The sequence below is a fragment of the Mesorhizobium sp. C372A genome (assembly GCF_030323245.1).
GTDB lineage: Bacteria > Pseudomonadota > Alphaproteobacteria > Rhizobiales > Rhizobiaceae > Mesorhizobium.
Genome location: NZ_CP100475.1, coordinates 884,905 through 911,074 on the forward strand (window position 1 = coordinate 884,905; position 26,170 = coordinate 911,074).

23 protein-coding genes are annotated in these 26,170 nt (G+C 63.6%); 11 read left to right on the forward strand and 12 right to left on the reverse strand.

Features of this window, described 5'->3' with window-relative positions; genetic code table 11:
- The first annotated feature begins 90 nt into the window (after positions 1-90).
- Positions 91-993 (forward strand): phosphotransferase family protein, encoded by a 903-nt coding sequence (locus tag NLY42_RS04145; protein WP_023755679.1) that lies wholly within the window; start codon positions 91-93, stop codon positions 991-993.
- Position 994: 1 nt separating this feature from the next.
- On the opposite strand, the gene NLY42_RS04150 is transcribed toward NLY42_RS04145, so the two are convergent.
- The gene (locus NLY42_RS04150; RefSeq protein ID WP_023755678.1) at positions 995-1,918 is read right to left on the reverse strand and encodes a DMT family transporter; all 924 of its coding nucleotides are present in this window, start codon (positions 1,916-1,918) and stop codon (positions 995-997) included.
- A gap of 72 nt (positions 1,919-1,990) precedes the next feature.
- Entirely contained in the window at positions 1,991-3,271 is a 1,281-nt protein-coding gene (locus NLY42_RS04155; RefSeq protein ID WP_023755677.1) for an amidohydrolase family protein, read from the reverse strand.
- 176 nt (positions 3,272-3,447) lie between these two features.
- Between NLY42_RS04155 and NLY42_RS04160 the strand changes: the two genes are divergently transcribed.
- Positions 3,448-5,202: an ABC transporter ATP-binding protein gene (locus tag NLY42_RS04160; protein ID WP_023755676.1), complete on the forward strand. Its 1,755-nt coding sequence runs from the start codon at positions 3,448-3,450 to the stop codon at positions 5,200-5,202.
- Between the two features lie 68 nt (positions 5,203-5,270).
- Here the strand turns inward: NLY42_RS04160 and ilvD are convergent, their stop codons facing one another.
- Positions 5,271-7,115, reverse strand: a complete 1,845-nt coding sequence (gene ilvD, locus NLY42_RS04165; RefSeq protein ID WP_023755675.1) for a dihydroxy-acid dehydratase — start codon at positions 7,113-7,115, stop codon at positions 5,271-5,273.
- 270 nt (positions 7,116-7,385) lie between these two features.
- On the opposite strand from ilvD, the gene NLY42_RS04170 reads away from it, so the two are divergent.
- The gene (locus NLY42_RS04170; protein WP_023755674.1) at positions 7,386-7,856 is read left to right on the forward strand and encodes a VOC family protein; all 471 of its coding nucleotides are present in this window, start codon (positions 7,386-7,388) and stop codon (positions 7,854-7,856) included.
- Between the two features lie 179 nt (positions 7,857-8,035).
- Here NLY42_RS04170 and NLY42_RS04175 read toward each other — a convergent pair whose 3' ends face one another.
- The gene (locus NLY42_RS04175) at positions 8,036-9,628 is read right to left on the reverse strand and encodes a peptide chain release factor 3 (RefSeq protein ID WP_023755673.1); all 1,593 of its coding nucleotides are present in this window, start codon (positions 9,626-9,628) and stop codon (positions 8,036-8,038) included.
- A 138-nt stretch (positions 9,629-9,766) separates the two neighbouring features.
- On the opposite strand from NLY42_RS04175, the gene NLY42_RS04180 reads away from it, so the two are divergent.
- Positions 9,767-10,840: an NAD(P)/FAD-dependent oxidoreductase gene (locus tag NLY42_RS04180; RefSeq protein ID WP_023672884.1), complete on the forward strand. Its 1,074-nt coding sequence runs from the start codon at positions 9,767-9,769 to the stop codon at positions 10,838-10,840.
- Here NLY42_RS04180 and NLY42_RS04185 read toward each other — a convergent pair.
- The 3 genes from NLY42_RS04185 to NLY42_RS04195 all read right to left on the reverse strand — a co-directional run bounded on the left by NLY42_RS04185 (position 10,834) and on the right by NLY42_RS04195 (position 13,573).
- Positions 10,834-12,207, reverse strand: a complete 1,374-nt coding sequence (locus NLY42_RS04185) for an amidase (protein ID WP_023755672.1) — start codon at positions 12,205-12,207, stop codon at positions 10,834-10,836. The genes NLY42_RS04180 and NLY42_RS04185 overlap by 7 nt on opposite strands.
- A 301-nt stretch (positions 12,208-12,508) precedes the next feature.
- The gene (locus tag NLY42_RS04190; RefSeq protein ID WP_023685116.1) at positions 12,509-13,303 is read right to left on the reverse strand and encodes a class II glutamine amidotransferase; all 795 of its coding nucleotides are present in this window, start codon (positions 13,301-13,303) and stop codon (positions 12,509-12,511) included.
- Positions 13,304-13,318: 15 nt separating this feature from the next.
- On the reverse strand, positions 13,319-13,573 hold the full coding sequence (locus NLY42_RS04195; protein WP_023685117.1) for a DUF6356 family protein: 255 nt from the start codon (positions 13,571-13,573) through the stop codon (positions 13,319-13,321).
- Positions 13,574-13,686: 113 nt separating this feature from the next.
- Between NLY42_RS04195 and NLY42_RS04200 the strand changes: the two genes are divergently transcribed.
- The 6 genes from NLY42_RS04200 to NLY42_RS04225 all read left to right on the forward strand — a co-directional run bounded on the left by NLY42_RS04200 (position 13,687) and on the right by NLY42_RS04225 (position 18,275).
- The gene (locus NLY42_RS04200; protein WP_023690042.1) at positions 13,687-14,157 is read left to right on the forward strand and encodes an Lrp/AsnC family transcriptional regulator; all 471 of its coding nucleotides are present in this window, start codon (positions 13,687-13,689) and stop codon (positions 14,155-14,157) included.
- A gap of 85 nt (positions 14,158-14,242) precedes the next feature.
- The gene (gene dut / locus NLY42_RS04205; RefSeq protein ID WP_023690041.1) at positions 14,243-14,728 is read left to right on the forward strand and encodes a dUTP diphosphatase; all 486 of its coding nucleotides are present in this window, start codon (positions 14,243-14,245) and stop codon (positions 14,726-14,728) included.
- Complete coding sequence (locus tag NLY42_RS04210) at positions 14,729-15,388, forward strand: HAD family hydrolase (protein WP_023755670.1); 660 nt, start codon at positions 14,729-14,731, stop codon at positions 15,386-15,388.
- 176 nt (positions 15,389-15,564) lie between these two features.
- Positions 15,565-16,383 (forward strand): hypothetical protein, encoded by an 819-nt coding sequence (locus NLY42_RS04215; RefSeq protein WP_023755669.1) that lies wholly within the window; start codon positions 15,565-15,567, stop codon positions 16,381-16,383.
- A 76-nt stretch (positions 16,384-16,459) separates the two neighbouring features.
- A complete protein-coding gene (locus tag NLY42_RS04220) occupies positions 16,460-17,263 on the forward strand; it encodes an isocitrate lyase/PEP mutase family protein (RefSeq protein WP_023732504.1) in 804 nt (267 codons plus the stop codon).
- Positions 17,264-17,276: 13 nt separating this feature from the next.
- The gene (locus NLY42_RS04225; protein ID WP_023755668.1) at positions 17,277-18,275 is read left to right on the forward strand and encodes a proline racemase family protein; all 999 of its coding nucleotides are present in this window, start codon (positions 17,277-17,279) and stop codon (positions 18,273-18,275) included.
- Positions 18,276-18,280: 5 nt separating this feature from the next.
- On the opposite strand, the gene NLY42_RS04230 is transcribed toward NLY42_RS04225, so the two are convergent.
- Together NLY42_RS04230 and NLY42_RS04235 are read right to left on the reverse strand one after the other, a co-directional pair.
- On the reverse strand, positions 18,281-18,982 hold the full coding sequence (locus NLY42_RS04230) for a sulfate transporter family protein (protein WP_023755667.1): 702 nt from the start codon (positions 18,980-18,982) through the stop codon (positions 18,281-18,283).
- A 197-nt stretch (positions 18,983-19,179) separates the two neighbouring features.
- Positions 19,180-20,082, reverse strand: a complete 903-nt coding sequence (locus NLY42_RS04235; RefSeq protein WP_023755666.1) for a DMT family transporter — start codon at positions 20,080-20,082, stop codon at positions 19,180-19,182.
- Between the two features lie 211 nt (positions 20,083-20,293).
- On the opposite strand from NLY42_RS04235, the gene NLY42_RS04240 reads away from it, so the two are divergent.
- Complete coding sequence (locus NLY42_RS04240) at positions 20,294-21,286, forward strand: adenosine kinase (protein WP_286489075.1); 993 nt, start codon at positions 20,294-20,296, stop codon at positions 21,284-21,286.
- A gap of 71 nt (positions 21,287-21,357) precedes the next feature.
- Here NLY42_RS04240 and NLY42_RS04245 read toward each other — a convergent pair whose 3' ends face one another.
- The 3 genes from NLY42_RS04245 to NLY42_RS04255 form a co-directional block, all read right to left on the reverse strand.
- Complete coding sequence (locus NLY42_RS04245) at positions 21,358-22,431, reverse strand: sensor domain-containing diguanylate cyclase (RefSeq protein WP_023732507.1); 1,074 nt, start codon at positions 22,429-22,431, stop codon at positions 21,358-21,360.
- A gap of 124 nt (positions 22,432-22,555) precedes the next feature.
- Positions 22,556-24,835 carry an NADP-dependent malic enzyme gene (locus NLY42_RS04250; protein ID WP_023685127.1) on the reverse strand — a complete coding sequence of 760 codons (2,280 nt, stop codon included), beginning with the start codon at positions 24,833-24,835 and terminating at the stop codon, positions 22,556-22,558.
- Between the two features lie 144 nt (positions 24,836-24,979).
- Complete coding sequence (locus NLY42_RS04255; RefSeq protein ID WP_031204317.1) at positions 24,980-26,161, reverse strand: glycosyltransferase family protein; 1,182 nt, start codon at positions 26,159-26,161, stop codon at positions 24,980-24,982.
- Positions 26,162-26,170: the final 9 nt, after the last annotated feature.

Genomic DNA, 26,170 nt, shown 5'->3' on the forward strand with positions numbered 1-26,170 from the left:
CTCGCTGCTCACCCTCGATCGGGATGATAGCCAAACGGCGAAAACTGTGGAACCGTTGTCGCAAGAAATAACACGCCAGGGGCAACAGGCATGGGGACCGACGAGGCACGCGCAACACTTGCGGCGATTCCGGCATTGGCGGGCTATGACGGACCGCTGGAGCGGCTCGGCGGGATGACCAATCTCGTCTTTCGGGCCGGCGATATCTGCCTGCGTATCCCCGGCAAAGGCACGGAGGAATATATCAACCGCGCCAATGAAGCGGTGGCGGCGCGTGAGGCGGCCAAAGCCGGCGTCAGCCCCGAAGTGCTGCATGTCGACCCTGCGACAGGCGTGCTGGCGAGCCGCTTCGTTGCCGGCGCCGTGACGATGTCGCCGGAAAAATTCAAGCTGCGCGCCGGCAGCCCGGCCCGCGCCGGCGAAGCCTTCCGCAGGCTGCACGCGTCCGGTGCGGTGTTTCCGTTCCGCTTCGAGCTGTTTGCAATGATCGACGACTATCTCAAGGTCTTGTCGACCAAGGACGTCGCCTTGCCGCCGGGCTACCACGACGTGGTGCGCGAATCCGACACCGTGCGTGCCGCCCTTGCTGCCCATAGACTGCCTATTGCCGCCTGCCATTGCGATCCACTGTGCGAGAATTTTCTCGATACGGGCGAGCGGATGTGGATCATCGACTGGGAATATTCGGGGATGAATGACCCGCTCTGGGACCTCGGCGACCTCTCGGTCGAAGGCCGGTTCGACACCACGCAAGAGGAAGAGATGATGCGCGCCTATTTCGGCGGCGAGGCAAAACCGGCCGAGCGCGGCCGCGTCGTTATCTACAAGGCGATGTGCGACCTGTTGTGGACGTTGTGGGGGCTGATCCAGCTTGCCAACAACAACCCGGTCGAGGACTTCCGCGCCTATGCCGACGGCCGCTTCGCCCGTTGCAAGGCGCTGATGGAAACGCCTGAGTTTTCACGGCATCTGGCGGCGGTGCGCCAAGGTTAGGTCAATTCACGCCTTTCGGCACGTTCTCCGGCGGCACGACTGTTTCGACCACCTTCTGGCGGTGGAAGATGAACAGGCCGGCGAGCACGACGATGGCCGAGCCGATCAGGATGCGCGGTCCCGGCACGTCGCCGAAGAATGCCAGGCCGAAGATCACCGCCCATAGAAGCAGGCTGTAGTGCAGCGGCGCCAGCGTCGAGGCAGGGGCCAGTTTCAGCGCCCTGGTAATCATCAGATGCGCGCTGCAGGAGACGATGCCGAGCAGGAGCATGGCGCCGAAATCGAGTGCCGAGGGCGTCTGCCAGGCACCTATGGTCATCACGCCGCCGACCAGCAGCGTGCCGATAGTCTGCCAGGTGACCAGCGTTGTGTCGCTGGTGCCGCGCAGGCGGCGGCTGAGGATGATGGCGAAGGCGAAGGCAATGCTGCCGACCAGTGCGAACAGCGAGGACTGCGAGAACGCCGCCGAAGACGGCTTCAAGATGATCAGCACGCCGCAGAAGCCGACCAGGATGGCCGCCCAGCGGCGCCAGCCGACCTTTTCGCCGAGCAGGAAATGCGACAGCGCCGCCACATAGATCGGCCCCGCCATGTAGAAGCTCATCACATCGGCCAGCGGCAGATAGACGACGGCCGCGTAAAACAAGGCTGTGTCCACCGTGGTCGCCAGCACGCGCAGAATCTGGAGGACCGGCCGCTCCATCTGGAACAGTCTGCCGGCGCCCTGGTTGGCGATCATCGGGCCGAGCACGATGAAGGCGCCGATGGATCGGATCAGCACCACCTGGCCGACCGAGAAGCTGGCGACCAGCCATTTGCCCATCGCGTCGTTCAGCGCGAACATGAAGTCGCCGGCCAGCATCAAAAGGATGCCGGCCAAAAGCACGTTCCTGATGGTAAAGGTGCGGACGAGCGACTGGGCCATGCGGCTCCCTAGCTGCAAGCGGCCGCTTTGACGAGGCAAATCGGTAAGACCAGCGGCGGAAATCGGCTGTTTCTACGCAGTTTTGTGCCGCCGGTTCACCTGTCCGGGACGACCGGCGATCGACAGCCGTGTCTCCTGCTTCGTGCGCTCGGCCACCACCTTGCCCCTGGCGACGACGCACAGCCGTTCGGCACGTAACCTCAAGGCCTCGATCGGGTTGCCGGCATCGAGAATGACGAAGCTGGCGCGCTTGCCCACGGCAAGGCCGAGATGATCGAGGCCCATGATGGCGGCGTTGACGTTGGTGACCATGTCGAAGCAGCGCGCCATGTCGGCAGGGCTCGACATCTGAGCGACGTGAAGCCCCATGAAGGCGACGTCGAGCATGTCGGCGGTGCCCAGCGAATACCAGGGGTCGAGAACGCAATCCTGGCCCCAACCGACGCGGATGCCGAGCGCCAGCATCTCCTTCACCCGGGTCATCCCGCGGCGTTTGGGAAACGTGTCATGGCGGCCCTGCAGCATGATGTTGATCAACGGATTGGGGATCGCCGACACACCGGCCTCGGCAATCAGCGGCAGCAGCTTGGAGACGTAATAATTGTCCATCGAGTGCATGGAAGTCAGGTGCGAGCCGGCCACCTTGCCCTGCAGGCCAAGGCGGTGGGTCTCATAGGCAAGCTGCTCGATGTGGCGCGACAGCGGATCGTCGGTCTCGTCGCAATGCAGGTCGACCATCAGCCCGCGCTTAGCCGCGATTTCGCACAATTCGGTCACCGAGCGCGTGCCGTCGGCCATGGTGCGTTCGAAATGCGGGATGCCGCCGACGATGTCGACGCCCATGTCGAGCGCGCGCAGCGTGTTCTGCCGCGCCGTCGGCGAACGGTAGAAGCCATCCTGCGGGAAAGCGACCAGTTGCAGATCGATATAGGACGCAACAATCTTCTTGACGTCGAGCAGCGCCTCGACCGCCAGCAACCTGTCATCGCAGACATCGACATGGGTACGGATGGCGAGCAGGCCCATCGAGACCGCCCAGTCGCAATAGGCGAGCGCCCGCTCGCGAACCGCGTCATGCGTCAGGAGCGGCTTCAGCTCGCCCCATAGCGAAATGCCTTCCAGCAGCGTACCCGAAGCGTTGATGCGTGGAATGCCGTAGGACAGCGTCGCATCCATATGGAAATGCGGATCGACGAAGGGCGGCGAGATCAGATTGCCACGGGCGTCGATCGCCGTGCCGGCGCTGACATGCAGTTCGGGCTCGATGGCGACGATCGTCTCGCCGATGATGCCGAGGTCGGCGACGGTGCCGTCGGGCAGCGTTCCGCCGCGCACAACAAGGTCGAAATCCATCTGCCGTCATCTCCCTGAAGCTCGAACGCCGTAATCGTGGCGCAAAAGACGCCTTGCCGCAGCTGTTTGCCCTCGCGGCAGCGAAAGGTTCCATCCAGCCACAACTCGCTCTATAAGCCGCCTTTCGCCCCGGTGGCGAATCCGAAATTCGTCTAGTCAGGCATGGGATCTGCCATTTGTTTCGCTTCTTCCGTTCGACGGAAAACCAGCGCCTTGTCGCAAGGCTGCTCAGGGAATCCTTTCACCAGCACAAATTCGGCTATGGCGCCGCCATCCTGTCGATGTTGGTGGTGGCTGCCACCACCGGCGCCAGCGCCTGGATCCTGAGCGTAATTACCAATGAGTTCGTGATCTACAAGAGAGTCGAGCGCGTTAACTGGATTGCCTTGGCAGTCGCCGCGATCTTCATCGCCAAGGGTATCGCCAATTTCGTCCAGGCCTATTTTATGAGCCGCGTCGGCAACGCCATCATCGCCGACCGGCAGCGCAAGATTTATGACCGCATCCTGGCGCAGGGCATCGAGTTCTACCACGCGACCTCGTCGTCCGACCTGATCACCCGCATGACCAATAATGCGCAGGCGGCACGCAACGTGCTCGACCAGATAGTCACATCCTATGTGCGTGATCTGGTGACCTTGATTGCCCTGTTGGCGGTCATGGTTTGGAAGCAGCCGGCACTGTCTGTCATCTGCTTCGTCATTGGGCCGGTGGCGATCTACGGTGTCAACCGCATCCTGAAGCGCGTGCGTCAGATCTCCAAACAGGAATTCCGCTCGCTCGGTCAGATCGTGCATGTGATGCAGGAAACGGCAATTGGCGTGCGCGTCGTCAAATCCTTCGGTCTCGAAGGTGCGATGCGCAAGCGCATGTACAAGGCGGTGTCGGATGTGGAGAACCGCGCCAACAACATCGCCACGCTGGAGGCCGCCACCAGCCCGGTGATGGAAACGCTGGCCGGACTTGCGATCGCCGGGGCCGTCTTCATCAGCGGCTTCCTGGTGCTGCAGGGCGGCCAGATGCCGGGAAACATCATGGCCTTCATCGGGGCGCTCCTTTTGGCCTATGAGCCGGCAAAGCGTGTTGCTCGCGTACGAATCGCCCTGGAAAGCGGCATTGTCGGCGTACGGATGATGTTCGAGCTCGCGGACCGGCCGCTGACGCTGGCCGAAAAGCCGGATGCAAAGCCGCTGCGGGCCGGGCCGGGCGAAATCCATTTCGACAATGTCAGCTTCGCCTACCCCGAAAGCTCGCCGGTGTTCGAGGGACTGGACCTGACGCTTGCCGCCGGCAAAATGACGGCGCTCGTCGGGCCCTCGGGCAGTGGCAAGTCGACCATCCTCAACCTGATCATGCGCATGTACGACCCGCAGGTCGGCAAGGTGATGTTCGACGGGCAGGCCATCTCGGATGCCACGCTCGTCTCGGTTCGGGAGAAGATTGCGTATGTCAGCCAGGACACGTTCCTGTTTGCCGGCACGATCATGCACAACATCCGGCTCGGGCGCGAGGGCGCCACGGACGAGGAAGTAATGGCCGCCGCAAGGGCCGCCAATGCACATGACTTCATCAGCGCCCAGGCGAAAGGCTACGACACGGATGTCGGCGAGAATGGCGCGCTGCTGTCAGGCGGCCAGCGCCAGCGCATCTCGATCGCGCGCGCCATGCTGCGCAATGCGGAGATCCTGCTGCTCGACGAGGCGACCAGCGCACTCGACGCCGAATCCGAGGCGCTGTTCCGCGACGCGCTGCAGCAGCTGACGGTCGGGCGAACCACCATCGTCATTGCCCACCGCCTGTCGACCGTGCACCAGGCCGACACGATCGTGGTGCTGGAGGCCGGCAAGGTGGTGGAAAGCGGCGCGCATCGCACGCTGCTCAACCAAGGCGGGCTGTATCAGAAGCTTTATGAATATCAGCTGATGCCGTGAGCTTTACCCTCCCCCTTGTGGGGAGGGTCGCTGCGCAGCAGCGGGGTGGGGGTCGGCGCCGCACCCCCTCACTCCGGCACGTGCCGCACCGCGCCCTTGTCGGCGCTGGTGGCGAAGGCGGCGTAAGCGCGCAGCGCGGTCGTCACCTTGCGCTTGCGCTTTTCCTCGGGCTTCCAGGCCATGGCGCCCTTTGCCTCCATGGCCGCGCGGCGCGCATCTAGCTCGGCGTCACTGACCGCCAGACGTATGGTGCGGTTGGGGATGTCGATCTCGATCGTGTCGCCCTCTTGCACCAGCCCGATCAATCCGCCTTCGGCCGCCTCCGGTGAGGCATGGCCGATCGACAGGCCTGATGTGCCGCCCGAGAAGCGGCCGTCGGTGACCAGCGCGCAGGCTTTGCCGAGGCCTTTCGACTTCAGATAGCTGGTGGGGTAGAGCATTTCCTGCATGCCGGGGCCGCCACGCGGCCCTTCATAGCGGATGACGACGACATCGCCGGCCTTGATCTCGTTGGACAGGATCGCTTTGACGGAAGCGTCCTGGCTTTCGAACACGCGGGCCGGGCCGGTGAACTTCAGGATCGACTCGTCGACCCCGGCGGTCTTCACGATGCAGCCGTCGAGCGCGAGATTGCCTTTCAGAACCGCAAGCCCGCCGTCTCTGGAGAACGGCGTTTCGGCCGAACGGATGACGCCCTTCTCGCGGTCGAGGTCGAGCTCGTCCCAGCGGCGGTCCTGGCTGAAGGCGACCTGTGTCGGCACGCCACCCGGAGCGGCGAGAAAGAAGTCGCGGACGCTCTGGCTCGAGGTGCGGGAGATGTCCCAATGGTCAAGCGCTTCGCCGAGGCTTGCCGTATGCACCGTGGGCAGGTTGCGGTTGAGCAGCCCGGCATTGTCGAGCTGGCCGAGGATCGCCATGATGCCGCCGGCGCGGTGGACGTCTTCCATATGCACGTCGGACTTGGCCGGTGCGACCTTGCATAGCACCGGAACCCGCCGTGACAGCCGGTCGATGTCTTCCATGGTGAAGTCGACTTCTCCCTCGTGCGCGGCGGCAAGGATATGCAGCACGGTGTTGGTCGAGCCGCCCATGGCGATGTCGAGCGTCATGGCGTTCTCGAAGGCGCCCTTCGACGCGATGCTGCGCGGCAGCGCCGTCTCATCATTCTGCTCATAATAGCGCTGGGCGAGATCGACGATAAGGTGACCCGCCTCGACGAACAGCCGCTTGCGGTCGGCGTGGGTTGCCAGCGTCGAGCCGTTGCCCGGCAGCGAGAGCCCCAGTGCTTCGGTCAGGCAGTTCATCGAATTGGCGGTGAACATGCCCGAGCACGAGCCGCAGGTCGGGCAGGCCGAGCGCTCGATGACCTTGACGTCCTCGTCGGAGATCTTGTCATCGGCGGCGGCAACCATGGCGTCGACCAGGTCGAGCGCTTGTGTCTTGCCGGCGAGCACCACCTTGCCGGCTTCCATCGGCCCCCCGGAGACGAAGACGCTTGGGATATTGAGGCGCAAGGAGGCCATCAGCATGCCGGGCGTGATCTTGTCGCAATTGGAGATGCAGACCATGGCATCGGCGCAATGCGCGTTGACCATATATTCGACCGAGTCCGCGATCAGCTCGCGCGACGGCAGCGAATAGAGCATGCCGTCATGGCCCATGGCGATGCCGTCATCGACGGCGATGGTGTTGAATTCCTTGGCGACGCCGCCGGCCTTCTCGATCTCGCGCGCCACCAGCTGGCCAAGGTCTTTCAGATGGACATGACCCGGCACAAACTGGGTGAAGGAATTGACCACCGCGATGATCGGCTTGCCGAAGTCCGAATCCTTCATGCCGGTGGCGCGCCACAGGCCGCGGGCGCCGGCCATGTTGCGGCCGTGGGTGGTGGTGCGGGAGCGATAGGCAGGCATGAATTTTCCTTGGCTGGCTGGCTGCGCTCAACGCGGAGCGTGGCGGCGCTGGATTTGGATCGCAGGGTTTATAGACCGGCAAGTATGGTCTGGCCACATTTTTGCAATGCGCCAGAGTCTCGCTGAAATCAGGGTTTCGAAAAAGATTGCCGGCCAGTGTCGGATCGCTAGCCCGGCATCCGTCCTTGGGACGACGGCAAGGGAATGGCACCATTTCAATAAGTCAGCCGCTTCACCTGTAACCGCAACCAAACACCCGAGGAGCATGACATGCAAAAGATCACCACCTGCCTGTGGTTCGATGGCCAGGCCGAAGAGGCGATGAATTTCTACGTCTCCATCTTCAAGAATTCGAAGGTGCTGAGCGTGCTGCGTTGGCCCGAAGGCCATGCCGATGCCGGCAAGGCGCTGGTGACCACGTTCGAACTCGACGGCGTGCAGTTCCAGGCACTCAACGGCGGACCGCAATTCAAGTTCAACGAGGCGATGTCACAGTCGATCGACTGCAAGACCCAGGCAGAGGTCGATTATTTCTGGGACAAGCTCATCGAAGGCGGCGGCGAACCGTCGCAATGCAGCTGGCTGAAGGACAAGTTCGGCGTCTCCTGGCAAGTCGTGCCGGAGCAACTGCCGCGCCTGCTTCTGGATCCGGACCGGGCCAAGGCCGGGCGGGTGATGTCGGCGATGATGCAGATGAGCAAGATCGATATTGCGAAGATCGAGGAAGCTGCGGAGGGGTGAGAAGGGGTCCGCGTAGCGGACGAAAAGCCAATTGCTTGGCTTTTCGAGCTTCGAACGCCCTGAGCCATGCGAAGGGCCGGCGCGCGTTGGAGCCAATTGACCCTTCAACGTCGGCGCTGCCCCTCATCCGCCCTTCGGGCACCTTCTCCCCGTAAGCGGGCAGAAGGAAAAGGGGCGCCTTAGGCCGCCTTGTCGCGGACCTGGTAGTCCTTGACGGTTGCGAAGCGGATCGCCTTCCAGCGTTCGGCTTCGTAGTTCAGCGAGAAGGCGTGCTGGGCCAGAAACACCGGGTCGTTGTCGAGGTCGCGGGCGATGTCGCCGCGATGCGCCTCAATGAAGCGAAGCGTTTCGGCCTTGTCGTCGGCAGAGATCCAGCGGCAGACCGAGAAGCGCGACATTTCGAATTCGACCGGCAGCGTGTATTCGAAATTCAGCCTTTCCTTCAAGACGTCGAGCTGCAGCGCGCCGACAACGCCGACGATGGCCGGCGAGCCGTCTTCCGGCGAAAACAGCTGCACGACGCCTTCCTCGGCCATCTGGTGCAGCGCTTCCTTGAGTTTTTTCGCCTTCATCGCGTCGCCGAGGCGCACACGGCGCAGGATTTCCGGCGCGAAGTTAGGTACGCCGCGGAACAGTATCTCCTCGCCTTCGGTCAGCGTATCGCCGATACGCAGCGTGCCGTGGTTGGGAATGCCGACGACATCGCCGGCAAACGCTTCGTCGGCGGTGACGCGGGTGCGAGCGAAGAAGAACTGCGGTGCCGACAGGCTCATCGGCTTGCCGGTGCGCACCAGCTTGGCCTTCATGCCGCGCTCGAGCTTGCCCGAACAGACGCGCACGAAGGCGATGCGGTCGCGATGGTTGGGGTCCATATTGGCCTGGATCTTGAACACGAAGGACGTCATCTTCTCCTCCGTCGCCTCGACCTTGCGGGTGTCTGCCTCCTGCGCGCGCGGCGGCGGGCCGAAGGCGCCGAGCGCCTCGATCAGGTCGCGCACGCCGTAATTGCGCAGCGCCGAGCCGAAATAGACCGGCGTCAGATGGCCTTCGCGGAAGGCGTCGATGTCGAGCGGGCGGCAGGCTTCGCGCGCGAGTTCCAGCTCCTCGATGAAGGCTTCGCGCTCGTTTTCCGGCAGCAGGCCGGCGACGCGGTTGGAGTCGGGGCCGTTGACCGGCGTGCGGTCTTTCTCTGCATCGCCCCTGCGCACAGCGTTGAGCGCCAGGTGGTAGGTGCCGGCAAAAGTCTTGCCGCGGCCGATCGGCCAGGTGATGGGGGCAGTGTCCAGCGCCAGCTTCTGCTCGATCTCGTCCAAAATCTCGAAGGGGTCGCGGCTTTCGCGGTCCATCTTGTTGATGAAGGTGATGATGGGGATATCGCGCAGCCGGCAGACCTCGAACAGCTTCAGCGTGCGCGGCTCGATGCCCTTGGCGGCGTCGATGACCATGACGGCCGAGTCCACCGCCGACAGCGTGCGGTAGGTGTCGTCGGCAAAATCCTCGTGGCCGGGCGTATCGAGCAGGTTGAAGACATTGTCCTCGTATTCGAAGGTCATCACCGAGGTGACGACCGAAATGCCGCGCTCGCGCTCGATCTTCATCCAGTCGGACCGCGTCTGGATGCGGTCCTTCTTGGCCTTGACCTCGCCCGCAAGCTGGATGGCGCCGCCGAACAGCAGCAGCTTTTCGGTGAGCGTCGTCTTGCCGGCGTCTGGGTGGGCGATGATCGCGAAAGTGCGGCGGCGCGATACCGCCTGTTCGATGTCTTCAGCCAATTTCTGGAATCCTGTCTGTGGCGCGGGCTTCTAGCAGCGCATTGCTGGCCTGTCGACAGTTTCGGGCCGGCAGGCCGACCACACTTGAGCTTGAATCGTTACGGTGGCATCAGAGGAGCCCATTCTGAGAGGTCCGGTATGAGCAGCGCTAAAGAAGTCATCGTCATTGGCGCCGGCATTATCGGGGCGTCCATCGCCTGGCACCTGACCAAGGCCGGGGCGCGGGTGACTGTGATTTCCGATAGTGGTGCCGGCGGCGTCGCCACGCCAAACTCCTTTGCCTGGATCAACGCCAGCTGGGGCAATCCCGAAATCTATTTCCGGCTGCGCATCCGTGCGATGGCCGAATGGAAGCGGCTGGCAAACGAGCTGCCCGGCCTGCCGCTCGCCTGGTGCGGCGGGCTGTGCTGGGATCTGCCGGCCGACAGGCTCGAAGCCTACGCGGCTGAGCACGCTTGCTGGGGTTACGGCATCGAACGCGTCGACGCCGGGCGGGCAGCGCAAATCGAGCCCAATCTCGTCGAGCCGCCGGAATTCGCTGTCTATGTCGCGGAGGAAGGCGTGGCCGAACCGGTCGCAGCGGCCAAGGCGCTGCTGGCCCACGCAGAACGGCAAGGTGCGCGCGTTCTCTCCAGTTCTGTAACCGCACTTGTCCAGACCGATGGCAGGATTGCCGGTGTCGATACATCGCATGGGCTGATGCCAGCCGAAGAGGTGGTGATCGCAGCCGGTGTCGGGGCGCCCGATATTGCCGCTACCGCCGGCATCAAGCTGCCAATCGAGACGCCGCCCGGTCTGATCGTCCACTCGCAGCCCTACAAGAAGCTCCTCAACGGGCTGGTGCATGCCGAAAAGCTGCATATGCGCCAGACGGCGGAGGGCCGCATCATCGCCGGCTCGGATTTCGCGGGGAGCGATCCCGGTGAGAATCCCGACGCCACGGCGCGCGAGCTGTTTGCAGCAATGAAGGCGGCTTTGCGCGGCGCCGACGAACTGGAATTCGATTTCCACACGGTTGGCTACCGGCCGACGCCGATCGACGGCTTTCCGATCATCGGCCGCGCCGAGGGCACGGAAGGTCTCTATGTCGCCGTCATGCATTCCGGCATAACGCTGGCGCCCGCGGTCGGGCTGTTCGCCACGCGCGAAATTCTCGACGGCGAGCGTGATCCGCTGCTGACGCCTTATGGGTTGGGTCGGTTTGCTCAGTAGCCCGGCGGACGCTTGAAGCCGCCGGTCAGCGCTTCGATCGCCTTGGCGATGCCGAGCAGCCGCGATTCCGACCAGCGCTTGCCGACCAGTTGCAGGCCGATAGGCAGGCCGTCGCGGTCTTGCCCGCAGGGCAGCGAGAGTGCCGGATGGCCGGAATAATTGAAGACCGCGCCATAGGCCGGTAGCATCCAATAGCTTTGCTCCTTGCCGTCGACTTCGATCGGCGTGCCGGGCTCACAATGCGCGAAGGCCGTGGTCATGGCGACCGGGCACAGCAAGGCATCGCAGGTTTCGAAGAACCTGTCCCAGGCCAGGATCGAGCGGTCGCGGCGAGCGAGCGCCTCGAACCAATTGGTGATCGGCGTTGGCTGCTCCGGCGGTTCGGGCTGCGCTGCCTCCAGCATCATGCCGATCAGATCGCCGCCCTGCTCCAGATCGTCATGCAGATCGATCTCAGGCAAGTTCGCTTCTTCCACAATCACCCCTGCTGATTGCAACCGCTTGGCCAGGCTTTCGACCGCGGCAGCGATTTTACCAGCCACCGGAAAGCCGGGGAAGGACGGCGCGACGGCGATGCGCAATGTCTTGAGGTCGAGCCTGGGCATGGCCTCTACGGGCACCGGCGCGAGGTCGGTGTCTGCTCCGTCCGGGCCGGCGATGATTTTGTAGATCAGCGCAAGATCGTCCACGCTGCGCGCCAGCGGACCGAGGCAGGACATCAAGCGCACGCTGCGCGCCGCGCCGTTCGGATCGGGGAAGGCGTCGGCCAGGGACACGCGGTGCTCGGTCGGTTTCAACCCGTAGACACCGCAAAAAGCCGACGGCAGGCGGATCGAATCCTGCATGTCGGTGCCGACATCGAACGGCGTCATGCCGGTCGCCACCGCTGCCGCTGCGCCACCGCTGGACCCGCCTGACGTGCGCGAGCGGTTCCACGGATTGCTGGTGCGACCGAACAGCGGATTGTCCGATTGCCAGTCGCCCAGCATCGTCGCGACATTGGTCTTTCCAATCAGGATGCCGCCTGCGGCTTTCAATCGGGCGACGACCGGGCTGTCTGCCTTTGCCACATAGTCGGCGAATGGTGCGAAACCAACCGTGGTCTTCATGTCGGCCGTTTCGTGCGTATCCTTCAGGGTGAAGGGCACGCCATGCAGCGAGCCGAGCGCATCGCCATGCGCCAATGCCACGTCGGCGTTTTCAGCGCGCTCACGGGCGCCTTCGCGGTCGAGATTGACGATGGCGTTGACGGCCTCGTTGTGTCGGTCGATTTGGACCAGATGGGCGTCCAGAGCTTCGACGGCGGAGATCTTTCGCGCCGCGATTGCGGCGGCGAGATCGATGGTAGAGGAAAAGGCGAGGTCCATGATTGCTCCGGCTGCTGCCAAACGTATCGCGGTTTAAAACCAAGTTCAGCATTCGGAGATCATCGGCGCTTGATCAAAATTGCGCTTGCCGGTCGGTTGAGGTTGGCGCTCTACGGCGCCCCCCTCTGTCCTGCCGGACATCTCCCCCACTTTGGGGGGAGATTGGCAGCTTTGGCTTCGGCGCCCCTTTTCCTGCGTTGAAAATTGGCGAAGGCCGCCGTGACCTCCAATCTCCCCCCTCGTGGGGGAGATGTCCGGCAGGACAGAGGGGGGCGCGAAGGAATGCGGCTTAGACTAGGGCCTAGACGACCAGTGCCAGCCTTGCCACAGCCGGCACGAACGGCCGAATGCTCATCCCATCGCCAGTGATCGTGACAAAACTCGCCGGCGGGATCGCCTGCCAGTCGCCGCCTTCGCGGTCGAAGGGTTCGGACACGATGCAACGACCGCCGTTGCGGAGCGACGTGTACAGCGTCGGTGCGTGGGCATCGCTTGCGTAGCGCACGGCATAGAGCGCGCGCCCATCCGAAAGGGCCGCAGTGAGTTTCAAGGCCGGTTCGAGACCGGCGTGGCGTGACGCCTCCAGAACCCGAGCGGTGGCGCGCGATACTGCCCCTTGCGGGTCGCCAGCAAGACCCTCGTCGATCATCAGCAGGAAAAACAATTCGGAATCGGTGGTGCCCTCGCGCTGGTCGAAGACGGCGTCAGAGAGCGAGTTCTCCAGCGCGCGGCGGATCTTTTCGAAGCCGCCGATCTGGCCGTTGTGCATGAACGACCAGTTGCCGGAGATGAAGGGATGGCAGTTCATGCGGCTGGTGGCGCCGCCGGTCGACGCCCTGACATGGGCGAGGAACAGGCCGGATTTGATCTGCCGGCACAGGCTTTTCAGATTGGGATCCGACCAGGCCGGCAGGATGTCGCGGTAGAGGCCGGGCTCGGGCCGGTCGCCATACCAGGCAAGGCCGAAACCGTCGCCATTGGTCGGCGACTTGGCTTCCTGGGCGCAATGGCTCTGGGCGATCAGCGAGTGGCAAGGTGCGGTGACGACGTCTTCGAGGAAGACCGCTTCACCCAGATAGGCCGCCCATCGGCACATGGCTTCTAACCAATCCTAGGCGCGATCCAAGAGAGCCTGGGGCTCCTTGACCGCGTGCGAGCCTCTGTTGTGCGTCCGCTCGTAGAGTTCGCGAACGATTCGGCTTGCCGTAGTTTCGAAGAGAAACGGCAAGAAAGCGTGAACGAGTGCCGCACCAGCGGCCATCAGGAGGCGCGAGCAGAACCAGGCGGCAAAGGCCATATGGCTGAAATAGGTCTCGCCCACCTTGGCCGGGTGAGAGGTGAACAGCTTCGAAAACAGCGTCGTCATGGTGATCCCTCCTGCCGGGATAAGCCCCGATGTGGGTATCCTGCCACGGGGTAAAGGTTCATCGGTCTCAATTTGTCCTTGTCTAACGCCGTGGTTCGGGACATTCATCCCACATGGCGCTCGAATTTGATGAAATCGACCGAAGATTGCTGGCCGAGCTGCAACGCGACGGCACACTGTCGGTCGATCAGCTCTCCGAAAAAGTGTCGCTGTCGCGCAACGCCTGCTGGCGCCGGGTCAAGCGACTGGAAGAGGACGGCGTCATCACCGGGCGGGTGGCGCTGGTCGATGCCGACAAGCTCGGGCTCGGGCTTTCGGTGTTCATCCTGATCCGCACGTCCAATCATGACCCGGACTGGCTGCAGAAGTTTCGGGCGGCGGTGACCGGTTTTCCCGAGATCACCGGAGTCTATCGCATGTCCGGCGATCTCGACTACGTGCTGCGCGCCCGCGTCGCTGACATGAAGGCCTATGACCGGCTCTATCAGCGGCTGATCGCCAAGGTGGCGCTGTCGGACGTTTCGGCCTCCTTCGTCATGGAGGAGATCAAGGAGACGACGGTCGTTCCGGTGGAATTGCGCTAGGTCACACTGACGCCCGAAAGAAAGCCGTTGATAGGCCTGCGGACGAGTTGACCGAATCGCCGTTCGCGCCGATAGGATCGATTTTATGCGCGCAGCCCTCCACAATTCCTCCGTCATCGGTCCAACCGTCGGCTTCGTCAGGTTGCCGCATGGCGATGGACTTCCCCTTCCCGCTTACGAAAGCACCGGCGCCGCCGGCATGGATCTGCGCGCCGCGGTGCCGGAAGACCGGCCGCTGCTGATCCTGCCTGGCAAGCGCGCCTTGGTGCCGACCGGTCTGATCCTGGAAATTCCCGAAGGAATGGAAGGCCAGGTGCGGCCGCGCTCCGGCCTTGCCTTCAAGCATGGGCTGACCGTCCTCAATTCACCAGGCACGGTCGACAGCGACTATCGCGGCGAGGTTAAGGTGCTGCTGGTCAACCTCGGCGACGAGGATTTCGCGGTGACGCGCGGCATGCGCATTGCCCAGATCGTCTTTGCCGCGGTGACGCAGGTGACGGTTGAGGAGCGCTCGCTGGCCGGCGCCACGACGCGCGGCGCGGGCGGGTTCGGATCGACCGGCACCGCCTGAATGAGCATACCGAAACTGGTCATCTTCGACTGCGACGGAATCCTGGTCGACACCGAGAACCTTGCCAACCGGCGGCTTGCCGAGTGGTTTGTTGCCGCCGGTTATCCCACCACATTCGAATATTGCCGCAAATATTTTTCCGGCCGCAGCATGGCTTCGGTGCAGAAGGAAATCGAAGAGACGACCACGGTGCGGCTCGGCGCCGATTTCGTCGATCGCTGGAATGCCGGCCTGCCCGATCTGTTTGCGCATGGCGTCGAGGCGATCCCCTATGTGCGCGACTTCATCGAGGCGGTTCGCGCGGCCGGCATTCCCTATTGCGTCGCCACTTCTGCGCGTATCTCGAAGATGCACATCACGCTCGGCCAGACCGGGCTGCTGCCGCTGTTCGAGCATGCCATGTTCTCTTCGACCATGGTCAGCCGCGGCAAGCCGTTCCCGGACCTGTTCCTGCATGCGGCAAAGACCATGGGCTTTGTGCCCGCCGACTGCATCGTCATCGAGGACAGCGTTGCCGGCACGCAGGCCGGCATTGCCGCCGGCATGCGTGTCTATTCCTATCATGGCGATCCCTATTCCGACCGCGATGGCCTGGCCAGCGCCGGCGGCGTCCTGTTCGACGACATGCGCGAACTTGCCGGGCTGGTGCCGATCCACTGAAGCTGTGTTAGGTTCCGCGCGGCCAGCCTGAGGCGCCCATGCCAACGAACCTGCTTCGCTCCATCCTAAAGCGTTTCACCGTTTCATGGAAACGGCGAACCGCTCTATCTTTTTGTTTTGTCGCAATTTCCGGCCGGAAAACCGCACACACTTTTCCTGAAATTGCTCTAGCGCTTGTGCTGCTGCCGTGGCTTTGGACCGCAGCCGGCGCGCAGGCCGTCAGCTTCCCGGAATTCGGCAGCGCCATCCCCGGCCACATGGATGTGACCTATCTGGACCTCGCAAGGATGGTCATTCCCGGCCTCGCAGGTAACAGCAACGGTTTCTACCGGGGTGGATTGCCGATCGAGATGCGCCACATCGAGGGACCGGATGGCGGCGGTTCGCCGCCTGAGACATCGGGCCTCTCCAACGCCGGCGTGCTCGCCATCAAGGCCGGGGGCAAGGACCGGCTGGCGATGCTCTACGACCTCGGCGACTCTCCCGACAGCGCCGAAGGCTATGCCGTGCTGGCGCTCTACGACATCACAGACAAGCCGAAGCTGCTCGACGCCGTCAATGTCGCGCTCGACCGCGGCACCTATTTCCGTGAACCGGGCAAGCTTTCCGTTGGGCCGAACGACGACATCGTGATCACCATGAGCGCGCATTTCAATTCGAGCCAAAACTACGCGATCACGCCGCTGATCATGCTGCGCGACGACAAATTCCAACTGATCGACATGATCTTCACCTTCGATGAGAACCTGTGCGCCTACAGCCGCAAGCAGGACGTTGCTTTCCAGACGATCGCTGACGGGCAGCCTTATGCCGCGGTCAAAGTGACGGTGACCGACGCCACGGTGCTCAACGGCGAGAGCTGCGACGGCCAGCCGCCCAAGCCTGAAGCCCACGCAATTTCCGTTGCCTATCATTGGGACAAGAAGACGTTGCACTACGTCAAGGATACCGACGCGCTGGACAGATTGGCAGGAGAGAACGCCAAACGCTTCTGAGCCAACCGCATTCGTTTGCCCGGTGCATTTCTGCACGATAGAATCTGCCGATATTCCGCATCTGAAGGGAGCACTCATGGACAAGGGCAAGATCTTTCGCGACCTGCACGCCTCGACCTTCGTCATGCCCAACCCCTGGGATGTCGGCACGACCAAGCTCCTGGCCTCCTTCGGCTTCAAGGCGCTGGCGACGACCAGCGCCGGTTTTGCCTTCTCGCGCGGCCTGCCCGATGGCGCAGTGACCTTCGAGGCGATGATCCACCATTGCCGCGAGCTGACGGCGGCGACTAGCCTGCCGGTGTCGGCCGACCTCGAGAAAGGCAAGGGCGACAGCGCGACGAGTGCCGCCGAGACGGTTTTTGCGGCCGAAGCGGCAGGTCTCGCCGGCTGCTCGATCGAGGACCATACCGGCGATCCCGACAAGCCCATCTATGAGTTTTCACACGCCGTCGAGCGCGTTGCAGCTGCTGCTGAGGCCGCACGGGCGCTCAAGCATGATTTCGTCTTCACCGCACGGGCCGAGAATTTCCTTTGGGGCAAACCGGATCTCGACGACACGATCAAGCGGCTGCAGGCCTTCGAAAAGGCCGGCGCCGATGTGCTCTATGCGCCCGGCCTCAAAGATGTCGAGACCATCCGGAACATCTGCTCGGCGGTGAGCAGGCCGGTCAATGTCATGGCACTCCCGGCCTTCACCATCGCCGACCTTGCCATGGCCGGGGTCAAGCGCATCTCGCTCGGTCCGTGGCTGACCAATTTCGCCTTCGGCATGCTGGAAACCGCGGCGCGCGAGATCCAGCAGGACGGCACGTTCGGCTTCACCCGGGCCGCCATCCCGTTCGGCAAATTGCAGGCGCTGTTTTCCAAATCCTCAGGCTAGGGGGTCCCGGCGCATGACGCTCACCGTCGTCGACATGCACACCGGCGGCGAGCCGCTCAGGATCGTCACCGGCGGCTATCCAGACATTCCCAAAGGCACGATCCTGGAAAAGCGCGCCTATGTGCGCGACCACCTCGACCATTTGCGCAAGCTGCTGATCTTCGAGCCGCGCGGCCACTACGACATGTATGGCGCGCTGCTGGTGGAGCCCGACCTGCCCGGCGCCGAGCTGGCCGTGCTGTTCATGCACAACGAGGGCTATTCGACGATGTGCGGCCACGCCATCATTGCGCTTGGCCGCTACGCCGTCGACGAAGGCCTGGTGGCGAAACAGGAGCCAATCACCATGGTCAACATCGAGGCGCCGTGCGGCTTGGTCGTCGCTTCGGTGGAGGTCAAGGACGGCAAAGCGGGATCGGTGTCGTTCGAAAGCGTGCCGGCCTTTCTGTTTGCCCATGACCAACAAATCGAATTGGGGGGATACGGCAAGATTGCGTTCGACATCGCCTATGGCGGCGCCTTCTACGCGCTGGCCGACTGCCATCAATTCGGCCTGGAGTTCGGCCGCAGCCGGGTGCGCGATTTCGTCGACGCGGCAACCGCGCTGACCGAGCGGCTGAAGGCGGCGTTCCCTCTATCGCATCCCGACCATGCCGATCTCGCTTTCCTCTACGGCACCATCCTCACCGATGGACGAGATGCGTTCTCCGGCAAGGCAACAAAAAACATCTGCGTCTTTGCCGATGCCGAGGTCGACCGCTCGCCGACCGGCTCCGGCGTCACCGCGCGGCTGGCGGCAATGCATGCCAAGGGTGAGATCAACCCTGGTCAGGAGCGGTCCTTCGAAAGCATCGCCGGCTCGCGCTTTTCCGGAGCGGTGGCGCGCACGACCATGGCCGGCCCGCATGATGCGATCATCGCCCGCGTCGGCGGCCGCGCCTACTATTCGGGCCGGGCGGAATTCACCGTCGAGCCGGATGACGAATTGGGACGCGGTTTTCTTCTGCGTTGATAGGCCTATCGCCCGGCGCTCTCCCGCGCGCCGACCGCCTTGTGCAGATGCACCATCATGGCGGCGGCAAAGAGCGGCGTCAGCAGGTTGAGCAGGGGCACGGCGAGGAAGGCAGCGATGAGCAGCCCGGCCAGAAAGACGGTGCCGGCATATTTCTGGCGCAACGCCCTCGCCTCATCTTCCGGGCGGAAGCGCATGGCGGCGAATTCGAAGAATTCACGTCCGAGCAGATAGCCGTTGACGATGAAGAAGGCGGCGATGTTGACGCCTGGAACCAACAGAAGGAGCAAGGCGACGATGTTGCCCAGGATGACGACGCCGAAGAATTTCACCGACAACACGAGCGAGCGCAGCGCCGGCATGACGCGTCCGACGGGATCGGCCGGATAGTCGGTGCGCTCGACCACTTCGGCGATGTCGTCGAGAAACAGGCCGGCCACGATTGCCGTCACCGGCGCGATCAGCAGCGCCATCCCGAAGGCAAGCGCGATGGCGGCGATGATGCCGCTCAGCCATCCGGCCCAGGACGGCAGGCCGGGCAGCAAGGAGTGAACCCATGGCAGCGCCAGCCAATCGACAAGCCCGGTCAAGACGAACCACAACGCGACCAGCGCCAGCACGGTCAAGCCCAGCGTCTTCAGGAAAACCGCGCGGAATTCGGGAGAAAACAGCCGGCTGAAGGCGGCGCGGGCAGCGTTGAAGATCACGGCGTTTCACCCCCAGGAACGAACGGATATCTCCGACATAGGCTGAGACCCTGTCAGCCGCAAGCCTGCCGGAGCGGGCGCAATTCCGGACGGGAACTAGAGCATGATCCCAAAAAGTGGGTACCGGTTTTTGGAAAAAATCATGCTCCAACAAAGGGTTAGATCATGATGAGATTTCAACCAAATCTCATCATGATCTAGCGCGCCAGCGCCCGGGAGCGGGCTGGGATGGTCATTGCCGCAACGCCGACGACGACGCAGCCCATGCCCCAGAGCGCCGTCGGCCCGATGCTTTCGCCGAGGAACAGGACACCGATGCCGACGCCGATCGGCACGCGCAGATAGGCCTGCGACGTCGTGCCGACCGAACCCAGCGTGTGGATGAGGCGAAAAAAGATGCAGAAGGCCAGCGCCGTGGAGAACACCGACAGTGCCAACAAGGCCAGTATCGACGCCATTGAAGGCGACAGCGTCCACGGGCGGTCGAAGGCCAGGCTCAAGGGGACGAGGATGACTGCGCCGCACAGCATCGAGCCGGCGGCCGGCAGCATCGGGTCGAGTCCCCTAAAGCCGCGGCCGAAAATGGCGGCGCCGGCATAGCAGACCGTGGCGGCAACGGCGGCAAGCTGCGCCCACAATTGATGGCCGAGCCCGCCAAGCGCCTGGGTGCCGACGATCAGGCAAATACCGGCGATGCCGGCACCGACGCCGAACAGCTTGCGCGCGGTCACGGATTCGTGGCGGGTGATGAGCGCGGTCAGCAGGAAGGTGAAGATCGGCGAGGTCGCGTTGAGAATGGTGGCCAGGCCGGCATCGATGGAACGCTCGGCGGCGGCGATCAGCGTGAACGGCACGACGCTGTTGAGGCAGGCCTGGACCATGAACCGCCACAAGGTCGCGCCGTCCTTGGGCATGGAAAGGCCGCGCCAGCGGATCAGCGCGAGCAGGATGGCGCCGGCGATCAGGGTGCGAGCAGCGATGAAGGTTATCGGCGGGATCGTCTCGACACCGATCTTGATGAAGGTATAGGACGCGCCCCACAGGGCGGCCAGCACGCCAAGCAGCGCCAGTTCGGTGGTCATGTCGGTCTTTGCTTGCATGCGGGTGCTTCCAGCGCTTGATTTGAGGCCAAGCTTGTAGGCGACCCGGCGGTCAGATGCTTCGGCCACGGTCGAACTGTGATGGAGCCTCGTCCCAGGCGCGCGCCGGCCTGGCCCGGCAAAGGTGGAAATCGGTTGCCATTTTTCGGGGTGATGCTGTAGACCCGCCCGGGCGTGGCAGAAAGCCGGCAGGTTCCAGGCGGAGACATTGATGCCCGATTATGACGTGCTTTGCATCGGCAATGCCATTGTCGACATCATCGCCCAGTGCGACGACGCTTTTCTCGAGACCAACGGCATCATCAAGGGTGCCATGAACCTCATCGATACCAAGCGCGCCGAGCTGCTCTACAGCCGCATGGGGCCGGCGATCGAGGCCTCCGGCGGCAGCGCCGGCAATACGGCCGCCGGCGTCGCCAGCTTCGGCGGCCGCGCCGCCTTCTTCGGCAAGGTGTCGAACGATCCGCTCGGCGAAATCTACGCCCACGACATCCATGCCCAGGGCGTTGCCTTCGACACCAGGCCGCTCGAGGGCCAGCCGCCGACGGCGCGCTCGATGATCTTCGTCACCCCCGACGGCGAGCGCTCGATGAACACCTATCTCGGCGCCTGCATCGAACTCGGGCCGGAAGACGTCGAGGCCGACAAGGCGTCGGGCGCCAAGGTCACCTATTTCGAGGGCTATCTGTGGGATCCGCCGCGCGCCAAGGAGGCGATCCGGCAGACGGCGAAGCTCGCACACGAGGCCGGGCGCGAAGTGTCGATGACGTTGTCTGATTCGTTCTGCGTCGACCGCTACCGGGACGAGTTCCTCGAGCTGATGCGCTCGGGAACTGTCGACATCGTCTTTGCCAACAGCCACGAGATCAAGTCGCTCTACCAGACCAAATCCTTCGACGAGGCGCTGGCGGCGATCCGCAAGGACTGCAGAATTGCCGCCGTCACCCGCTCCGAAAAAGGCTCGGTGATCGTGCGCGGCGACGAGACTGTCACCATCCAGGCGACGACGATCCGCGAGCTGGTCGACACCACCGGCGCCGGCGACCTCTACGCCGCCGGTTTCCTCTACGGCTACACCTCGGGGCGCAGCCTGCAGGATTGCGGCGATCTTGGCTCGCTGGCCGCCGGGCTGGTGATCCAGCAGCTCGGGCCACGGCCGCGGCAGAACCTGCGCAGCGCGGCCCAACTGGCGGGGTTGCTATAGGGCCGTCTTTCGGCGCGCAGCGCCCAGCCAGATGAGGGGTGCCCGCCGGTTCAGGCTGTCCGGCGCTCCGCTCAGGCGGTGCGGCGAAGGTCGTCGGACGTAGGCCCAGGTTCCAACGCCCCGGCGGTGACCAGCCGGTTGCGGCCGCTCTTTTTGCCGATGTACATCAGTCGGTCGGCGAGCGTTATCAGCGCCTCCGAATCGGACGCTTCCGCCGGGTAGATGGCGACGCCAACGGTGCAACCAACATGGATGGCTCCATTCGGCGTCGGCACCTTGATCCGCAGCTTTTCCAGGATACGTTCGGCGACGCCCACGGCCTTCTGTCGGGCCCGGCTAGCCTCTCCTGAAAACAGGAATGCGAACTCGTCTCCACCGAGCCGCGCCACGAAATCAGCGCTGCGCAGGATGGTGCGAAGCTGACCCGCCACCTCCTGCAGCAGCGCGTCGCCGGCCTCGTGGCCGAGCGTGTCGTTGACCTTCTTGAACCTATCGAGGTCGATGAACAGCAGGCCGGCCGCCTGGCCGGTGCTGTCGCAGCGGTCGATCACCGACCTCAGCTCGTTGTGAAAGGCGCGCCGGTTGGGCAGGCCGGTCAATGCATCGTGGTTGGCCGAATGATCGCTCTGCTGCTTGGCCAGCTCGATCTCGCGCTTTTGTACGGAGAGTTCCTCATTGGCGGCCTTGAGTTCGAGCAGCAGTTCGGCATTGAGATCCTCGACTACCTTACGGTCGCTAATGTCGACGACGAAACCTTCGAGGAATTCGAGTTCGCCGGCACCATCCCAGACCCCGCCTCCGATCTCGCGCACCCAGAGCGGCTCGCCGACCTGTGGCACGATGCGGTAGTCGACGTTCCAGTTGCAGCGCGCCTCGAGCGCGGTATCGACGGCGGCATAGACCGCAGCGAGATCATCCGGGTGGATCGCCGAGACATAGTCGCGCACGGCATTTTGAATGAAGTCGCTCGGCCGATAACCGCTGACGGTTAAAATGCCGTCGCTGATGTAGAGCATGGTGTAGGACGCATCGTTGCGGCAACGGTAGAGATAACCGTCCATGCGGCCGGTGATGCTCAGCAGCGCATCCAGGCGCTCGTCGTGATAGACCCCCTGGCCGACCACAGATGCCGTGTCATGCTTCATGGCCGCACCCCCGTTTTGGCGGTCTGAGCGCGCCGCCAATGCCATAAGGCCATAGGGGGCGAGAACGTTCCCTATAGCAGCCGAATATTATCAATCTCTTATGGGTTGGCTATTTTGCCGCCAATCAGGCTCCCGCGCTATAGGCCGCGATCGCAGCCATGTTGACGATGTCCGAATCCTTGGCGTTGAGCGAGACGATCTGGACCGGTTTGTTCAAGCCGACCAGCAGCGGGCCGATGACGGTGGAGCCGCCGAGTTCCTGCAGCATCTTGGTCGAGATCGAGGCCGAGTGGAACGCCGGCATGATCAGCACATTGGCAGGGCCGGTCAGCCGGATGAACGGATATTGCGCCATGGCGCGGGCATTGAGCGCGACGTCGGCGGCCATTTCGCCGTCATATTCGAAATCGACCCGGCGTTTGTCCAGGATACGCACCGCTTCCTGCACCCGCTCGGAACGTTCGCCCTGCGGGTGGCCGAAGGTCGAATAGGCAAGCATGGCGAGCCGCGGCTCGTAGCCCATGCGGCGGGCGAAGCCCGCGGCCTCCTCGGCGATATCGGCGATCTGCTCGGCATTGGGCATGTCGTGCACGGCGGTATCGGCGACGAGCACGGTCTTGCCCCTGGCGAGCACGATGGAGACGCCGATGACGCGGTGTCCGGGCTTGGCGTCGATGACGCGGCGGATATCGTCGAGCGCCGTGGAATAGTTGCGGGTGACGCCGGTGACGATGCCGTCGGCATCGCCCAGCGCCACCATGCAGGCGGCGAAATGGTTGCGGTCGTTGTTGATCAGCCGCTGGCAGTCGCGGAACAGGAAGCCTTTGCGCTGCATGCGCTCGTAGAGATAATCGGTATAGATGCCGTTGCGGCGCGACAGCCTGGCATTGATGATCTCGATGCCTTGCTTGTTGAGGTCGATGCCGGCGTGCCTGGCGTTTTCCTTGATGACATCGTCGCGGCCGAGCAGGATCGCGGTGCCGAGCTTCTGGTTCACATAGGAGACGGCGGCGCGCATCACCTGTTCTTCCTCGCCCTCGGCAAAGACGATGCGCTTGGGCTGGCGGCGGACGCGGTCGTAGATGCGCTGCAAGGTCGAGGCGATCGGGTCGCGGCGGGCCGACAGTTCCTGCGCGTAGCGGTCGAGGTCGAGGATCGGCTTGCGGGCGACGCCTGACTCCATCGCCGCCTTGGCCACAGCGAGCGGGATGGCCGAGATCAGGCGCGGATCGAACGGCACCGGGATGATGTAGTTCGGGCCGAATTTCGGCCGGTTGCCCTGATAGGCGGCGGCGACATCGTCGGGCACGTCCTTGCGCGCCAGGTCGGCCAGCGCTCTCGCTGCGGCGATCTTCATGTCGTCATTGATGGTGGTGGCCCTGACATCCAGCGCACCGCGGAAGATGTAGGGGAAGCCCAGCACATTGTTGACCTGGTTGGGGTAGTCGGAACGCCCGGTGGCCATGATGGCGTCGGTGCGGATTTCGGCCACTTCCTCCGGCGTGATCTCCGGGTCGGGATTGGCCATGGCGAAGATGATCGGGTTCTTGGCCATCGACTGCACCATCTTGGTGGTCAATGCGCCCTTGGCCGACAGGCCGAGGAAGACGTCGGCGCCGTCCAGCGCCTCGGCCAGGCTGCGCGTGTCGGTCTTGACCGCATGCGCCGACTTCCACTGGTTCATGCCTTCGGTGCGGCCCTGGTAGACGACGCCCTTGGTGTCGCACAGGATTATGTTCTCGGGGGCAAAGCCCATCGCCTTCATCAGTTCGATGCAGGCGATGCCGGCGGCGCCGGCGCCGTTGCAGACCATTTTCGTGGTCTTCATGTCGCGGCCGGTGATCTCCAGCGCGTTGATCAGCCCGGCGGCCGAGATGATGGCGGTGCCGTGCTGGTCGTCATGGAAGACCGGGATGTCCATCAATTCACGCAGGCGCTGCTCGATGATGAAGCATTCCGGCGCCTTGATGTCTTCCAGGTTGATGCCGCCGAAGGACGGGCCGAGAAAGCGCACGCAATTGATGAATTCGTCGGCATCCTCGGTGTCGACCTCGAGATCGATGGAATCGACATCGGCGAAGCGCTTGAACAGCACCGCCTTGCCTTCCATCACCGGCTTGGAGGCCAACGCGCCGAGATTGCCGAGGCCGAGAATGGCGGTGCCGTTGGAGATGACGGCGACCATGTTGCCGCGCGTCGTGTAGTCGAAGGCGCGGCTGGGGTCTTCGGCGATGGCCAGCACAGGAACCGCGACACCCGGCGAATAGGCGAGGCTCAGATCGCGCTGCGTCGCCATCGGCTTGGTGGCGACGATCTCCAGCTTGCCGGGGCGGCCCATGGCGTGGAATTCCAGCGCCTCCTCGGCGCTGACGGAGGGGCCGCTGTTTTCGGTTTTCTTGGCCATGATGCTTTTGATTTCCTCGCCGGTGTCGCCCCCTTGAGACGGGTGCGTGTTTTTGAAACGTCTGAATCAAGGCTACACGCCACCGCTGTAAATCGCCAAGCGATCTTCACGCCCGCAGCGAAATCTCCCGAGGGTCGGATGGCGTCACGTCGGCTCTGGCTCGCTGACGAAGGCAGCGATTTCGCGCACCGTTCCCCGTCGCATCATGCCGTCTGTGCCGGGGAAAGGCCACGTCTCGATGGGTGGCGCACGGCTTCCCTTGCGCCGCAGCAATGCAGTCAGGAACGCCATGAGTTCGATGCGCTGGGCGTGAACCTTCTCCAGCGTGCGGCGGCGGATGTGCTGACGCGGTATGGCACGATCTCGCAGCGTCTCGACGGCGCGGCGAATGGCAGCCGGTTCCGGATCGGCGACGATGCAATAATCCGGATCGAAATAGACGTCGCGACCGCCAAGGCTCGGCGTACTGACGATCGGCAGGCCGGCCATCAGATATTCCATCGAGGAGTACATCGCTCCTTCCACGGCCGACAGGCACAGCCCGACGGCGGCCTGGTTGTAGACGTGGTTGACCTGTTGCGCCGTCAGCTTGCCCGGCCAGCCGTCGACGAGCGGATTGGCGATCTGGTGGAGCGGCGAACGCGCCTGCAGTCGTCGAACAAAGGCGCGGGCGGCAACCGGCGGCAATTCGCCGATCGAATAGGTGATGTGGGCCAGCCGCTCTATGTCGAAGGCCAGGTGATGGCGTTTGATCGGCGAGATGCGGCCATTGTAGACCGCGTCGAATTCGACCGGCACGTCCGGCAGCGGCCGGAATATATCCTCCGACACCATCAGATTGTGGTTGGAGAAGATGGCATTGCCGCCCGCAGCCGCGACGAGACGGCGCTCTTCCTCGGTGTTGCACAGGAAGATGATTTCGTGCAGCGGAAACCGGCCGGCATACCAGGCGAGATCGCGGCCCATCCGGGCGATGACAGCCGGCCGCTCCATGGTCCAGGTCTGCATCGTCAGGAAGGTGACGCGCCGTCCCGCCAGGCGCCGGCCAAGGGCCGCCAGCGGATAGAGCGGACGGGCTCCGCCGATCGGGACATAGAGCACCAGCGGGTCGCGGCTGAGTACATGCAGCGACATCTCGATGCCGCCATCGAGATCGGACAGCGGTCCCCGTGTCGGCAGGAGGAAGGGAACGCGTTTGCGCACCGACCCGCGCAGCTTGCTTTTGGTCCGATGCACGCGCCGCGCCGCCAAAAGCAACAGGCGCGTGGCGGTCGATCCAGCCGGACCGACCAGTTCCTCGAACCCTTCCTGCTTGTCCTGATCCATGCCGCCTAT

Bases quoted from the DNA above. Each gene is read 5' to 3' on its own strand.
- NLY42_RS04145 (WP_023755679.1), top strand. From the start codon at position 91: ATGGGGACCGACGAGGCACGCGCAACACTTGCGGCGATTCCGGCATTG.
- NLY42_RS04150 (WP_023755678.1), bottom strand. From the start codon at position 1,918: ATGGCCCAGTCGCTCGTCCGCACCTTTACCATCAGGAACGTGCTTTTG.
- NLY42_RS04155 (WP_023755677.1), bottom strand. From the start codon at position 3,271: ATGGATTTCGACCTTGTTGTGCGCGGCGGAACGCTGCCCGACGGCACC.
- ilvD (WP_023755675.1), bottom strand. From the start codon at position 7,115: ATGCCTGCCTATCGCTCCCGCACCACCACCCACGGCCGCAACATGGCC.
- NLY42_RS04170 (WP_023755674.1), top strand. From the start codon at position 7,386: ATGCAAAAGATCACCACCTGCCTGTGGTTCGATGGCCAGGCCGAAGAG.
- NLY42_RS04180 (WP_023672884.1), top strand. From the start codon at position 9,767: ATGAGCAGCGCTAAAGAAGTCATCGTCATTGGCGCCGGCATTATCGGG.
- NLY42_RS04185 (WP_023755672.1), bottom strand. From the start codon at position 12,207: ATGGACCTCGCCTTTTCCTCTACCATCGATCTCGCCGCCGCAATCGCG.
- NLY42_RS04190 (WP_023685116.1), bottom strand. From the start codon at position 13,303: ATGTGCCGATGGGCGGCCTATCTGGGTGAAGCGGTCTTCCTCGAAGAC.
- NLY42_RS04195 (WP_023685117.1), bottom strand. From the start codon at position 13,573: ATGACGACGCTGTTTTCGAAGCTGTTCACCTCTCACCCGGCCAAGGTG.
- NLY42_RS04200 (WP_023690042.1), top strand. From the start codon at position 13,687: ATGGCGCTCGAATTTGATGAAATCGACCGAAGATTGCTGGCCGAGCTG.
- dut (WP_023690041.1), top strand. From the start codon at position 14,243: ATGCGCGCAGCCCTCCACAATTCCTCCGTCATCGGTCCAACCGTCGGC.
- NLY42_RS04210 (WP_023755670.1), top strand. From the start codon at position 14,729: ATGAGCATACCGAAACTGGTCATCTTCGACTGCGACGGAATCCTGGTC.
- NLY42_RS04220 (WP_023732504.1), top strand. From the start codon at position 16,460: ATGGACAAGGGCAAGATCTTTCGCGACCTGCACGCCTCGACCTTCGTC.
- NLY42_RS04225 (WP_023755668.1), top strand. From the start codon at position 17,277: ATGACGCTCACCGTCGTCGACATGCACACCGGCGGCGAGCCGCTCAGG.
- NLY42_RS04235 (WP_023755666.1), bottom strand. From the start codon at position 20,082: ATGCAAGCAAAGACCGACATGACCACCGAACTGGCGCTGCTTGGCGTG.
- NLY42_RS04240 (WP_286489075.1), top strand. From the start codon at position 20,294: ATGCCCGATTATGACGTGCTTTGCATCGGCAATGCCATTGTCGACATC.
- NLY42_RS04245 (WP_023732507.1), bottom strand. From the start codon at position 22,431: ATGAAGCATGACACGGCATCTGTGGTCGGCCAGGGGGTCTATCACGAC.
- NLY42_RS04250 (WP_023685127.1), bottom strand. From the start codon at position 24,835: ATGGCCAAGAAAACCGAAAACAGCGGCCCCTCCGTCAGCGCCGAGGAG.
- NLY42_RS04255 (WP_031204317.1), bottom strand. From the start codon at position 26,161: ATGGATCAGGACAAGCAGGAAGGGTTCGAGGAACTGGTCGGTCCGGCT.